The organism is Chelativorans composti (genome assembly GCF_039541695.1).
Classification (GTDB): domain Bacteria; phylum Pseudomonadota; class Alphaproteobacteria; order Rhizobiales; family Rhizobiaceae; genus Chelativorans; species Chelativorans composti.
This window is the reverse complement of sequence record NZ_BAABGS010000055.1, coordinates 1-14,332: the sequence shown is the minus strand read 5'-3', so window position 1 is coordinate 14,332 and position 14,332 is coordinate 1. Positions and strand designations below refer to the sequence as shown.

8 protein-coding genes are annotated in these 14,332 nt (G+C 57.1%); 6 read left to right on the top strand and 2 right to left on the bottom strand.

Going from position 1 to position 14,332, the window contains the following annotated elements; translation table 11 throughout:
* Positions 1-103: 103 nt before the first annotated feature.
* The 6 genes from ABD906_RS10485 to ABD906_RS10460 all read left to right on the top strand — a co-directional run bounded on the left by ABD906_RS10485 (position 104) and on the right by ABD906_RS10460 (position 9,616).
* On the top strand, positions 104-874 hold the full coding sequence (locus tag ABD906_RS10485) for a hypothetical protein (RefSeq protein ID WP_345099359.1): 771 nt from the start codon (positions 104-106) through the stop codon (positions 872-874).
* Positions 871-3,552, top strand: coding sequence for a DISARM system helicase DrmA (drmA, locus tag ABD906_RS10480; protein WP_345099358.1), 2,682 nt, complete (start codon positions 871-873; stop codon positions 3,550-3,552). Before ABD906_RS10485 ends, drmA begins: the two co-directional genes overlap by 4 nt.
* A gap of 7 nt (positions 3,553-3,559) precedes the next feature.
* On the top strand, positions 3,560-5,494 hold the full coding sequence (drmB, locus tag ABD906_RS10475; RefSeq protein ID WP_345099357.1) for a DrmB family protein: 1,935 nt from the start codon (positions 3,560-3,562) through the stop codon (positions 5,492-5,494).
* Between the two features lie 631 nt (positions 5,495-6,125).
* Positions 6,126-7,001 carry a BrxR family helix-turn-helix transcriptional regulator gene (locus tag ABD906_RS10470; RefSeq protein ID WP_345099356.1) on the top strand — a complete coding sequence of 292 codons (876 nt, stop codon included), beginning with the start codon at positions 6,126-6,128 and terminating at the stop codon, positions 6,999-7,001.
* Between the two features lie 54 nt (positions 7,002-7,055).
* A complete protein-coding gene (locus ABD906_RS10465) occupies positions 7,056-9,239 on the top strand; it encodes a GmrSD restriction endonuclease domain-containing protein (RefSeq protein WP_345099355.1) in 2,184 nt (727 codons plus the stop codon).
* A gap of 215 nt (positions 9,240-9,454) precedes the next feature.
* Positions 9,455-9,616, top strand: a complete 162-nt coding sequence (locus tag ABD906_RS10460) for a hypothetical protein (RefSeq protein ID WP_345099354.1) — start codon at positions 9,455-9,457, stop codon at positions 9,614-9,616.
* 566 nt (positions 9,617-10,182) lie between these two features.
* Here ABD906_RS10460 and ABD906_RS10455 read toward each other — a convergent pair.
* Both ABD906_RS10455 and ABD906_RS10450 read right to left on the bottom strand, forming a co-directional pair.
* Positions 10,183-12,900: an ATP-binding domain-containing protein gene (locus ABD906_RS10455; protein WP_345099353.1), complete on the bottom strand. Its 2,718-nt coding sequence runs from the start codon at positions 12,898-12,900 to the stop codon at positions 10,183-10,185.
* 103 nt (positions 12,901-13,003) lie between these two features.
* Positions 13,004-13,384, bottom strand: a complete 381-nt coding sequence (locus ABD906_RS10450) for a hypothetical protein (RefSeq protein WP_345099352.1) — start codon at positions 13,382-13,384, stop codon at positions 13,004-13,006.
* Between the last annotated feature and the right edge of the window lie 948 nt (positions 13,385-14,332).

Genomic DNA, 14,332 nt, shown 5'->3' with positions numbered 1-14,332 from the left:
GCGCGGGCGGCCCTGCAACCCCAACCAGCGATGCCGCCCGCGCTGGCGCCACCACCATCATTGCACTAACAATCAAATTGGACCCGTCCGTGGGGGCCGATCAATGCTGGATCCGCATTCGCCGACAGCCGTCCGCACTCGTCTTGTCGAGACGCTGCGTCGCGATCTGATCGGCCCTGATCCGCGCGATACTGACATCGTAAACGAGAAACTCAATACGAATCCATCACGTTGGTATCTGACGGGGTATCTCGTGCCCGCACCTGCAGATGGTGACGACACGGTTGATGAGCCGGACGAGATTGGTGACACAGTCATCGACGGAATGGAGCAGACGGATCCGGCCACCGGGCCCGCCCTTGCTGCCGATGATTCTGCCCCGGATGAACCAGCTCCACGGAAACCATTGGCGCAATCATCTTGCGGACTGACCGTTCTGGTTGATGCCCGCACTGAGACTGTTGATGTGCACGTTACCTGGGGCGACTACGTCACAGAACCGCCCCTGCCCCCCAAAGTATTCGAGGACGATTCTGCGGCTTTCGATCCCAGCCATCGAGATGTTCTTTGGCAGCGCGTCCCTGGCCAGGCAAGCGTGACTATCCAGATACCGCAACCAGGCGAACGAATTCGTCGCCCTCTTGAAGGTTCCGCTGGCAGACAAAGGCCCGGTGGGGGGCTGACCGTTGAAGCATTCGCCCGCCCCTACAGCCTGACCCAACCTGACGGTAGCACCGCGGATGTGGTGGCGCTTACGGTGATGCTGGTTAACCGCCGAACTTCCACGAAGCGCCGCTTCGCTGATGTTACCTATGCTTTCCAGGTGAAGCTTGAGGTGCGGAGCAAGCTTCCGCTTATCCCAGAGTGGACATGACCGGGTTTGGATCGGATGACCCGGATGCGGCAACTGCAGACCTGCATTACCGCGACGTGGCTGAGTATGCGGTTGGCAATGGTACCTCGGCCGGATGGACTTATGACGAAGACGGTGAAGTCCGCTGTGCCTACACCGACTTCTTCCCTGTAGCCGAGGTCGAACGCGTCGAGCCAAATGAAGAGATCGGCGCAACTTTCGGAATGGAGGATCTTGCGACGCTTGCAGGGAGCGATCCTGATGCCTTGGTGGCTGCGCTCGCACCTTTGCCGGCGGAATATGCTCAGTGGATCCAGGCACAGACGGGCAAGATCGGCGCGATTGACGGCGAGCCACGCCGCAGGACCGCAGAGCGTTTGCTTGATGGAGCGCGCCGGGCTCAGGTTCGCATTGAGGCAGGAATTGAGCTTCTCAAGAAGGACAAGTGGGCCCGGCTTGCCTTCAAGGCTATGAATGAAGCCGTTTCCCGAGCGGCGCGCCGGCGCAACGCAGGACGTGATGGAGATCCTTCCGCTCAGAAGCAGCCGACCTGGCGGCCGTTCCAGCTTGCCTTTATTCTGCTCAATCTGCCGGGTTTGAAAGACAAGCTGCATACAGATCGCGAGATCGTTGACTTGCTGTTCTTCCCGACCGGTGGTGGCAAGACAGAAGCATATCTCGGACTTGCTGCCTGGACGATCGCCCACAGGCGTTTGACGGCAGGCGGCAAGCTTGGTGCGGGCGTCTCCGTCCTGATGAGATATACCCTGCGTCTGTTGACACTCGATCAATTGTCGCGTGCGGCGGGCGTGGTCTGCGCACTTGAGCTGATGCGCAATGACCCTGCATGGATGGACGGGACAAGGCACCTCCTGGGAGATTGGCCAATCGAGATTGGGCTATGGGTTGGATCTGCGGCCTCGCCGAACCGTCTCGGGGGCAAGGATAACAGGCATCAAGATACCGCGGTGCAGCGTATCAAACGATATCGAACTTCGGGACGAGAAGCACCTGCCCCCATCAAGGCCTGTCCATGGTGTAGTACAGAATTTGGACGAGAAAGCTTCGCCTGTACGCCCAGCGACCAAGCTCCCAAGAATATGGAAATTCGATGCAGCAACCACCGGTGTGACTTCACTGGTACTAGAGCACTACCTATACTCACGGTCGATGAGGCGATCTATCGGAGACTTCCCGCATTTGTCATCGCAACTGTTGACAAGTTTGCTGGCCTGCCATGGATTGGTGAGGCAGGCGCATTCTTTGGGCATGTCAATCGCGCAGATCAATGGGGCTTTTACGGCGCGAACGATGAACCGCGCGAGGGCACGCCACTGGACAATGGTTACGAGCTCGATCCACCTGATCTCATCATTCAGGATGAGCTTCACCTAATCAGTGGCCCACTTGGAACAGTTGCAGCGCTGTATGAGGTAGCACTCGACCGCCTTGCCAGTCGCTCAGTCATGGGGCGCAGTGTCCGCCCCAAGATCGTAGCCTCAACCGCCACTGTCCGCCGTGCCTCGGTGCAGATCAAGGCACTATTTGATCGAGAAACGACCGAGATTTTCCCGCCTCCTGGGCCTGATCGGAGAGACAGTTTCTTTGCTCGAGCTGTCCCCTCAAGTGAACGGCCCGCACGTCTTTATGTAGGATTGGCAGCTCCAGGAAAGGGACCCAAGCTCGTATTTCTTCGGGCACTGACGACATTGCTCGCCGCTGCTCAAAATGAGGCGGACATCGGTAACGATGCGGATGCCTATTTGACGGCTCTTGGGTACTTCAATGCCTTGCGAGAGCTGGGTGGTGCACGCAGGATTGTCGAAGACGAAGTGCGAGCGCGGCTTGCCCAATATGGCAGCGAGCGGCGACGAATCTTCCCTGCGGATCAACCATTCGCTGACCGACGCTTGCGGGATGTGCTTGAACTGACATCTCGCGAGAGTACCGACAAGGTTGCTGCTGCAAAGGAAGCATTGGGCTTACCTGCAAACGACAGGTCCGGCGTCGACGTTGCACTTGCTACCAACATGATATCGGTCGGTCTGGATATCCCGCGACTGGGTCTGATGATAATGCAGGGGCAGCCAAAATCTGCGTCGGAATACATCCAAGCTTCCAGTCGCGTTGGTCGAGCGCCCGATCGACCTGGCCTTGTGGTGACACTACTCAATGCCCAAAAACCGCGCGATCGCTTGCATTTTGAACGCTTCCGGCAATTCCACGCCGCCTTCTACAGGGCTGTGGAGCCTACAAGTGTCACGCCTTGGGCGGCACGAGCGATTGATCGTGCTCTCGCGGCTGTCGTTGTAGCTTGCGTCAGGCATCTGTACCCAGAGCTGACCAAAGAGCAGAGTGCGGTAAACATGCCGGATTATGTGCGCGTCGAAGAGATCGTAAGTGTGATCCTATCTCGCGCACCAGCGGAGGCGGTAGTAGGAGGACATAGGGCCCTAAGACAAATCGTCGAGGATCTATTGGATAGGTGGCGTCGAATAGCGGAAGATCGACGCGATAATGCCGAGAAGCTCTACTACGGTTATCCATCCGATCGTGCGCTGCTTCACCAGCCGCTCGACCCGTTGCTTCCTCAGCTTGATCCAGAACTCCAAGCATTTGAGGCAGGCAGGTCCATGCGTGACGTGGAGCATGCCTCTGCCCTCAAGATCATCGACAATTTCGGCCATACGTTGAACTGAGATTCCCATGGCAAAGAACCAAATTCGCATGAGTCAAGTGGTCGGGCTATTTGGTCCGGGGGCTATGATCGACTTGCCCGATCGCTCGGTCTTGGTTATGGGGCTTGATCACTGGGAAACCTTTGGCCCCCACGCATTCGAGACAATTGAGGAACCGCGACTTGCCCAGTTGCTGGAGCGCCGACTTGCAGATCAGCAAGATGGGCGAATATCGGCCGGCAAGCCTCTGAGTTTTCGTACTCCACCAATAGATCAGGGAGATCCCGGGAAGGCACGTCCTGCCATCAAGGCGAAGGTATTCCCTGAGTGGTTCGTTTGCGATTCCATTGACACAGACCCACCAAACAGGCGGCGAATAGTTCGTTTTAGCGAGCTTGAGGCACCAAAGAAAACAGATTGGCGAGGCGACGACGGCAGAAAGCGGCATGCGTCTCCTCTGCGATTTGTATGTGGCTGCGAGAAGGGTCATCTACAGGATATAGAATGGCGACGGGTAGTGCATGCGACCCGTTCGGGCGAGGCTAGAGGGGAAGGTGGCAGCTGCCGAAAGGCCATGTGGCTTGAGGACACCGGAACGAGTGCTGACCCCCGCGACACGCGTATCGTATGTGAATGCGGCGCAAAGCTATCACTGGAGGAACTATTTCAACCTGGACGCCTGGGACCCTGCACCGGCAAGAGACCCTGGCTGGCGTCCGATGATCCAGATGGTTGCGACCGGCAACTTCGCTTGCTGACCCGCAGTGCGACCAATACATATTTCCCGCAGGTTGTTCGCATCATATCGCTACCAGAATCCGATGACGCGTTGGAACGAGCGCTGGATGCAGTTTGGTCAACCGTTGCATCATGCGCATCTGCACACGACGTTTCAATGGCGAAGCGATTTAACCCCACCGTCGCTGCAAATTTGGGTCCATACTCTGACCAAGATATCTTCAATCGGATTTCCGCACGAAGGCATCGTGATCAGGCTGCCGATCACACTGCGGTGGAGAATCCACGGATTGCCGAGTTCCGGTTGCTTGCCAGCGGAAGGAAGCTGATTGGTGAAAATCGTCCCGACGCCCGTCTTCATGCGGAGACCTTGGATCGCGAACAATGGGATCCCGACGGGGATCCCAATCTAGCTGGTGTAAGGTCGCTTGTTGCGGTGCATAGGCTCAGAGAGGTCTCTTGCCTTTATGGCTTCACCCGATTTGAACCTGCTCCCTTGGCTGAAGACGGCATCGAGGATGTTGGCCTGGCAGTGAACGGTGCCCCTTTGGGCGAAAACCCTGAATGGCTTCCTGCGATCGAGCAATTCGGTGAGGGCTTTTTTCTTCGTTTGGATCCGCTGAAGCTGATGGAGTGGGTGACGCGTCCCGCGGTTCGAAACAGAGCAACCAATCTGGCCAGCGGGGCGCAGGCATGGAAGAAAGCACGTCGGGATCGCGGTCTGTCCGACAAAATTCCATGGGAAGGTGAACATATTGAATACACTTTGGCGCATAGTCTTTCCCATGCGCTGATCAATGAAGTTGCCATCGATTGCGGCTATCCTGCAAGCTCTCTTAAGGAACGCTTGTACTTAATACCGAACAGACCAGGCGAACCAAAGGAATGCGGGATTTTAATTTATACAGCTAGCGCAGGAAATCAGGGCACGCTTGGCGGCCTAGTTGAAGTAACACGTCGCTTTTCCTCAGTTATGTCATCGGCGCTTGAGCGACTACGCCTCTGCTCTGGTGATCCAATCTGCGCTGACCATGACCCCGCAACCGCGTCAGAGGACAGAGCTCTTCATGGTGCAGCGTGTCACGGATGCTTGCTCGTAGCTGAAACAAGTTGCGAACAGCGAAATGTCTTCTTGGATCGGAGTCTGTTGGTGGACACCATGGCAACCTTTGGAGCTAGTTTTTTCACAAGCAACACTACCAAGTCACATCACTCGGGCTACTAACCTACCCGTAAGGTAATTTGTGATGCGGGGGCTGCGGCATGGCTATATCAGAAGAATGCGCCGGCTGAGGAATAGTTGGGAAAGCGGCACGCACAAGCAAGAGCCAGCGGCTTTGCAAGAGACGCAGGTCATGTGCTGCGGATGCCCCCATCTTCCCCATTTGAATAAACGGGGTCGCCGATCTCGCGAACTCAATATCAGGGGTGCTGCATTTGCCCGCTGGACAAAGGCAGAAGCCTAAGGGGAGGCCATCTTGAGATCTGCACGACAACGCCTCTATCCGCAGCACGGTCTGCACGGCAGCATCCTGGGTGGCGCGACCCCAATCGAACGGCTCGCCATCGTCTTCCTGCTCCGATGCGCCCACGTAGCGCCCCTACCTCAGCATGTAGTCGTGCCTATGGATCTCGTCCAGCGTGGCAGACTTGGGGGACCCCCTCAATCACAAAAACAGACATTATTCATATAAATCAATCTCCTACAACTGGTCAAAGAACCAAATACCATGAACCACTGACCGCACCGCCTCACGGCGATGACCCTCCCTGATACAACCCACCTCACTTTACAAACCATCCAGAAACTGGTCGAGTACAATCCTGATGCGGGTCACGACACTGGGGGTGCAAGGGTGGGGGCAACGCGAGGCAGCGTTCGGTGGGGCGTTGAACGCCAGCTCGAGTTCATCGAATTCCGGTTGTTCTGGGAGGGCCATGTTAACCGTAGCGACCTGATGGTCGCCTTCGGGATCTCGATCAACCAGGCATCCACCGACCTCAATCGCTACCTCGGTATGGTGCCGGGCAACATGGTCTATGACAAGAGTGCCCGCGCGTACGTCCGAGGCGACCACTTCGGGCCCCTGTTCCTGAAACCGGACCCGGCCAGCTACCTGTCCCAGCTGCGGTCGATCTCCGACTGCATCATCTCGCAGGAGGAAACCTGGATCGGCCAGCTGCCTGCCTTCGACACGGTCCCCAGCCCCGTGCGCGGCATCGATGCCCACACGCTGCGCCGCGTCATCGAAGCGATCCGTGCCATGCAAGCGCTTGAGGTCGAGTACCAGTCGCTTTCCACCCCCGCCCCGCGCTGGCGCTGGATCGCGCCACATGCCATCGCATTCGACGGTTTCCGTTGGCATGCCCGGGCGTACTGCTTCACCGACGGCTGCTTCAAGGACTTCCTGCTGGCGCGCATGCTTCACATTCGCGATACCCGCCACAGCGATATCGATGCCAGCCAGGACGTGGACTGGTACACCATGGTGACGCTGGAAATCGGCCCGCATCCGGGGTTGTCGGAGGTTCAGAAGAAAGTGGTGGCGCTCGACTACGGCATGCAGGGAGGCAAGTCCAGCATCACCGTTCGCAAGGCCCTACTCCACTACACGTTCGAGCGCCTTGGAATGAATATTGACCCGTCCACCCGGAACCCAGCGGACCAGCAGATAGTGTTTCTGAACCGGGAGGTGGCCAATATAGGCGAGCAATCTCCACCTTCGCATTGACGAACAGAAGAAACTTTCTATCCGACATTCACCATCCCTTAGAACTAGATCCCTATGGATACCCAGGTCCGAACTCCACAAGCCATCTTCATGCAGCCTCAGCGGCTGCTTATTCCATTATTCCAACGGCCATATGTCTGGAACGAGGAGCTGCAATGGGAGCCTCTTTGGAAGGACTTGGAGCGCGTTGCAACACGCCAGCTGCAGGCACCGAATACAGCACAAGCGCCGCATTTCCTTGGCGCAATAGTCCTGCAACAAAATCCCAACCCCATAAGCGATCTTCAACAGCGCACTGTCATCGACGGACAGCAGCGACTGACGACGCTGCAGCTCCTGCTTGATGCCATCCACGCCGAAATCGCCATGGCCGGCTTCATGACGCCGGCCGCGCGACTAGAGCCTCTCATCGCCAACGCCGAAGCGTTTTGCCAAACGAAGGAAGATCGCTTCAAGGTTTGGCCTACCAACCGCGACCGCCCAGCGTTTTACGAAGTAATGGGAGCACCGGCACCTGTCGATTATCAGAAGCTCGAACATCGCACTTCCCGCATTGTCAAGGCTCACCAGTACTTCTCACAGCAGTGCCGCGCCTGGCTCCACTCCGAGGGTCCCGAAAGAACTGCTGCGCGTGCAGAAGCCATTGAACGCAGTGCTCGCGAACTTCTGCAGTTCGTTGTCATTGATCTCTCTGTCCACGAGAATGCCCAGGAGATTTTCGAAACACTCAATGCGCGTGGTGCCGTCCTCACTGCAGCCGACCTGATCAAGAATTTTGTATTCCAGCGTCTGCTCGAACAGGGGGCCGATGTCGAAGAGGCATACAACCGCTACTGGGCGCAGTTCGAAACGGCTTTCTGGGAGGAAGAAGTTAACGTCGGCCGTGTCAGGATCCCGCGATCATCGGTGTTCCTGAACCATTGGCTGGTCGCCCGGACGGGTGAAGAAGTGGTTGTGCGCGAAGTCTTCGCCCGGTTCAAGGAATATGCCGACTACCAGGCCGGTTACCCCATGCTGGATCTCCTGAAGGAGATACACCAGGCCGCGACAATCTATCGGCAATTCACCGAACAGGCACAGGTACTTGACGGCCCCCTGGACCGCGTCGGGCTGTTCACCTATCGCGTCAAGGCGCTGGAAAGCGAGGTCATCAAGCCTGTTTTGCTCGCGCTGCTGGACCACAAGTCGGGCCCGCTACCTCAGGACCAGATCGACACAGCTCTGGATGTTCTCGAGAGTTGGCTAACGCGCCGCATGCTGATCCGCGCAACGGCGAAGAATTACAACAAGATCATGGCGGAAGTCGTCTCCGTCATCCGCAACGCTCTCGTCGATCAGGTAGGCGAGACGGTACGCGAGTACTTCTCCTCGCAACGGTCTGAAGTGGCCTATTGGCCCGACGACGAGGAAGTACGCCGAGAACTGGAGACGATGCCCGCGTACCGTAAGCTGAGTAGGGCACGCTTACGCATGGTGCTCGAGGCCATCGAAGACCATTGGCGCGGATGGATTCCCGGACAGATGTCGGCTGCCGGCATGCGCATTCGGCGCGGCAGCTATGTAATCGAGCATCTGATGCCCCAAGCCTGGGCCAAGCACTGGCCACTGCCACCGGGTGAATCTGAGGCGGACCGCGACGCGCGCATTCATCGGCTCGGCAACCTGACCCTGCTGACGAAGAAGCTTAACAGCACGGTGTCCAACGGCCCTTGGCTGGGGGCCGCCGGCAAGGCTTCGCATCTTCAGGAGAAGGATGTGGTTCTTCTGAACAGCAAGCTGCTGAAGGAGTACTCGTTAAAGCAATGGGATGAGGCCGGCATCGACGCACGCACGAAGCAGATGGTCGAAACAATTCTCGCCATCTGGCCGGTCCCGCCGTGTCATAAGGTCAGGATCGAGCACGAGCCGCTAGACACCTCCATCACGGTGGAGATTGCCGACCTGATCGGTGCAGGCCTGCTTGCGCCGGGGCAAGTTCTTTACTCCCAACCCGGAAAGTATGGTGGCCGCACTGGCGCGATCCTTTCGGACGGCCGCGTCGAGGTAGACGGAAAAGTCTTTGAGAGCCCATCCAGCGCTGCGATACACGTCTGTCAGAAGCCGACGAATGGCTGGCACTTCTGGCGGTTAGATCAGAGCGGGTCGCGGCCACTAACTGAGGTGCGCGCCGCGTACCTTCGCGTCGTGTCACCGGAGGACGCAGAGGCAGAAGACGATGCTTCAACGGAAACGAACTGATCGAGGATCGCTCGATGACTACTGATGAGCTTAAGAACCCCACCTAAACATCGTGGACTCGTTTTCGGCTGCGGCAATGCGAACTTCATCCAGGGGCGGCACATCGTGCATTACCTCGCGCCAACGAGTTTCGCCTCGTGTTGCGCCCGCACACAGACAATGCCTCGCAGCACAACAAGAACCCTATAACGTTCCGTCAGAATCGCTTTAGCCTTATGAAGTACGTCAAATCCAAGCAACGCGTCGCCGATCACGGAAAGGTCTTCACCCCACCGTGGCTGGTCGAGGCGATGCTCGACCTCGTCAAAGGCGAGACAGAGCGCATTGACTCTCGCTTTCTGGAGCCGGCGTGCGGTTGCGGCAATTTTCTGGGCTAAATTCTCCGGCGCAAGCTCGCGGCCGTTGAACTCAAATTCGGCAAGTCCGACTTTGAAAACGGAACTACGCACTCCTGGCCGTGATGTGCATTTACGGCGTCGAGCTGTTACCGGACAACATTGCCGAGTGCCGGGCAAACCGAAATATGTTTTGCGCTATTCGCCCCCTGCGAACTCGGTCGATTTCCGTCTCACCGAGACACGCGTCTCGGCCTAACGTATAAAGCGGTACCGACAGCAGACTTTGTGATGGGTAGTACACGCAGTGAAGCGCAGCACGCAGGTCTCGTTGTTGTGCAAAACCCCAGCAGCACGCTTGCCTGCTGGCACAGGTGATGCAGGCGTAGCTTTGAGTCAGCAGCCACGCCTGGATGATCAACGGTAAGTAACACGCAGCCCCACCTTCTGCCACAGCGAGTGCAATCTCGCCGGGAACGTTGACCGCGAAGAAAAGACCACCCGTCCTCCTCGCCGGTGCTGCGTCGATAGCCTTGGCTCCAAAGCTGCTTCACGTAGTCCGGAGCTGAGGCCAAGTGGGATGTTGCGAACTCAAATGGCAGTGTTTCTCACCAGCATTTCCCGTATGAGATATCCTTGTGATGGAGAACCCCTGGTAATTCAGGTCCCTGACATGTGAGACCGAGGAACGTTGCGGCCCGCGTTGCTCCAACGTAGATGTATCGATCGAAAAGTTCCGGTTGTTCGGCGTGAAGACGATCGACATCCACGAAAAATACTGCCTCAAACTCAAGACCTTTAATATGTTCGATCGGAAAAACTCTAATATCATGAGTCTGACCGATCGCCTCTCCATCCGAATAGGCTTTAGCTACGAGGTTCATATCGGACAACTCAGCGTTAAGCGCCTCGGTCAACGAATCCAGCACATCCCGATCCGGAACTAGCACCGCAATAGTCGGTAGCTTGCCTTCGGTAATGCGCTCGATTTCAGCTACGCGCGCCTTCAGCCACTGCGCCCGCTCGGCGTTAGTCTCAAGACAGGGACCCAGAACCGGATCAAACCCGACATTGTCGGTGAACTCTGATGGACGTTCGTCAATCTCCAATCCCTGCAGTCGCGCAAGTGTTCGTGCAAAATCAGCCAGCTTCTTGCTCTGGCGATAGGTAATGGCGATCCGGCGTATGTCGATATTGGGAGCAATCCATCTCAAATCGGCCTCTGAGCGGGTACCCCATCGGGTAAGTCGCTGGTTGAAATCGCCGGAAAGAAACAAGGACCCTATGTACCGGCGCGCAAGTTCCGCCATACAAGCAAGCTGAACAGGCGAGAAATCCGTTGCTTCGTCAACCAGAACCTGATTGCACCGCAAACGCGCAATCGTATCGAGAAGCGCAGGGCGTCGCTCAGACAACCGTGAGGAAAGCAAACGATCCGCCTCCATGGAGCTGGCAGCCTGGAGCATCGCCAGCATGATCAGATCGACCTCCGCAGGATGCACATGACCACCACCTACAGTGGTTGGGCGATACCATTTGCCTTCCGCACGCATCGCTCGCCTGAAGCGCTGATATCGGGCAGATATGCGCCGCAGATAGTTGGCTGGCGCGTTGCCAACCCGGCCGGCTGCGCGTTGAACCAACAGAACCTTTCCCACCTCTCTTAGGTCCGGTGTTTCAAACCCTCGTTCCGCGAGGAATGCCAGAATGCGTCCAGTCCGGCTGCTGTCTGCCGGTTTGCTCCCGCTTGCCTGCCGAATGGCCAGTGTGCGCATCGTCCGTCGGAATGCATCAACTGCCTGCCGTCGCCGATCGAGCGGTGACCTGGCCTCCACGGCTTCCATGGATTCATCATCGGCCTCATCGTCGTCGCTGTCGCCTTCATCCTCTTCGGGCGACTGGCGGTTCACGCTGTCCACGATGGCAACAAGATCATCCAGTAAGCTCGGGTGAAGACGAGCGAGATTCTTGAGCGGTTCGTCCAGATCCTCCCGGGTCTTTTTCCCAAGCGCTGACGCCAGCTGTTCCAGGCCGTCTCGCAGGCTGACCAGCTCCGCCAGCAGCCGGATGATGTTGTCACCCGATCGTTCAAGCGCCTCGGAAACCTGCTGGCCAAGCAGGCTTGCACGCTCGTCGTCGGCCTTGGCCAAACGTTCGGCCTCCACTTCCACTTGCCGAACGAAATCTTGTGACTGCCACCTGTTGAAGTCCTCAAACCAGGCCCGTTGATCAGGCAAGGTCGTCGACAGGAGATGGTCGTCGCGCCCTTGATGATCCATTACTAGGCCACCACCTGTAGCACGCTTAAGAATTCCGAGTTGATTGCGAGCCACTGCCAGCCTGAACTCGTCCCAGGTCCACAGGCGCTCGTTGTGTGCCGGCACCCCTTCCTTGCTTAACGCTTCCCTGACATACAGGCGCAGCAGCTCGGTTGGGGTGAACAGAATCCAGCTGTCCGCATGCGCCCGTCCTGCTTCGTCGGCCTCCTCGACCAGCTCGCGTTCATCTTCGTCGAAATATGCAAAATCGAGCTTTTGCCGGAGACGCCGGACCATCGTCGTGGTCTTGCCGGTCCCGGGCGGTCCCATTACGGCTATTCTGCTGTCGATCGGCAGACGAAATATCTCGTCCTGGAACCGATCGAGAATTGGAGCCACGCGCAGTTCCATCGCCGTCAGGGCGGCGCGGGTGATGCCCTCTACGACGTTCTGCTCATCGGTCTGATTGAGCCACACTGCCAGCGCATCGATCTCTTCCTCGGGAGCGCCTTCCTCCTGCAGCAAGTCCCGGAGGGATTTGATGGTCAGCGGGGAAATCTTCTCCCGGAAATGAACCGCAGGCCTCGAATCCCATCCCTCGCCGCCCTCGACTGCGTCGAAGGTCATCTTTTCCCTGATCAGGTAGCTTCGGGGCCCTTCCTTGAGCGGAATCTCCACTTCATCGCCGACACCGTACGGCGCAAGGCGTCCCTTCGGGGACATGTAGCTGCACAGTCGCACTGTCTTGGTGTTCACCGTTCCTGCGGACGTGACGTACAAAGTTTCAATCCTGCCGTCCTCGTCCTCGATGACAAAACGGGCTATCGCCGGCTTCTCACAAAGGCGCAGCAGATTGGCCGTCGTGTCCTCATTGCGCTGACGCAATTCCGCGGCAAGCCGGTCGGCGGTGATCGTGTTGACAGAGGCAAAGGAGTCCAAACTCACGCCTTTGCTCTGCAATTCCGCATATGCAGATTCAGCAATCTCCTCGAAGGCGTTGAGCGCCTCTTTCGCAGTGCTATGCAGAACACTGCGGTCGAATTCCTTACTGCCCCCTTCTATCCCCATTTTTCCTCCTAACAGAACAGAACGGTAGACGCTTTGGTAGCCCGCTTCCAGCGGTCGATGATTCTTAGAGATAACCCTCCATCCTCGGCCGCAATCACGATCATCAATGTTGCACGCAAACTTTCGTACCGGAATGCCCGGAAATGCCTCGAAGCCTCTGCCCGGGCCAGAAATCGCTGCCTCTGGTGCTCAGTGCCGCAATCTGAAATTCACACCATCCGAGGCGAGCTAATGTCTGGTCAACCAGGTCAATCGCTTCTGCGCAGCACTGCACCGAAAGGCGGTTCCAGGCAACCGCGTGTGAGGGCGCGATAGCGAGCCCCCCCTGCTCAATGTTCGGAATATTCATATGATCCGGAATTTCGATCCATACCGCTCTGCAGTAGTCTTCGATAAACGCGTTGCGCAGCGCCTTAGCAATCTTTCCATCTTCAAGAGTCGCCGGATCGCGACGGTCACGCCACATGCGACCGGTGTTGAACATGTAGGAAAAGTAGTGCTCATATCCTCGGAGCCGGAGCGGTGGCGCTGATGAATACGCTCAAACAACGATTGTCTCTGAGAACTGGTGGAGCCGATGTACCTCAGTTGCCCGAAGTGATCGACAAGCCCATAGATCCCGCGGGCGTACCTCGGCGCTTCGTAGGTTCGGCGAGGCTTCAACTCAAGCAATGCTTCAAGCAAGGCAACGGCAGAGTACTTCATTGTTGGGTCCACTTTGAATCATCAGCTGGGGGAGCGCAACAGGCATTGTGCAGCGATCACAATCTTTGCCTTGGGATTCGTCAACGAGGTGGGTGATACTGGAGCGCTCGGAAGCCCACCTGTTGCCGACCAAAACCTGGTTGGCAAACAGAGGTGGCTCAAGAATTCGCAGATTTATTTTGTCAGACTGGCGAGTGAACAGATATTCGAGCGCCTCGGCAAGTGTTTCAAGGCGGCGATGTCAATGCTGGGGGACGTGTTGCCAGAAAGGACGCCTTCACCCCGCCCAAGCGAGGAACAGGGAACTCCTTCTCAACGCGGCAGGCAATCTTCCCTTGAACTGAAGCATTGCCTCTCCGGCTGAACTGCCCCAGGCAGGGGGAGACTATGTCTAACAAACTCCTCTTGGCGGGGAATGACGTTCCCAATGCTCTATTGTTTGGTCATCTGCAGATCGCATTCGGCGCGCCAGACAGCAACTCCCCTCCCCCAACGCGATCGCGACAGGATAACTCTTGATGGTCAGTTGAGATTCATGTACTAGTGTATCCATGAAATGGCGTGAGAAGTCATGATTTTTCCGGTCATTTAACAAGGACTTAGCGCCTTTTGGAGGTTCCGATCCCTCCTCCGCTACCATCGCTTGAAAATCCATAAAAATCAGGCAGTTAGTGCCGAACGGAGGTTCGGGCGACTGTGAGACATCTCACGCAGATGTATGCGGAGA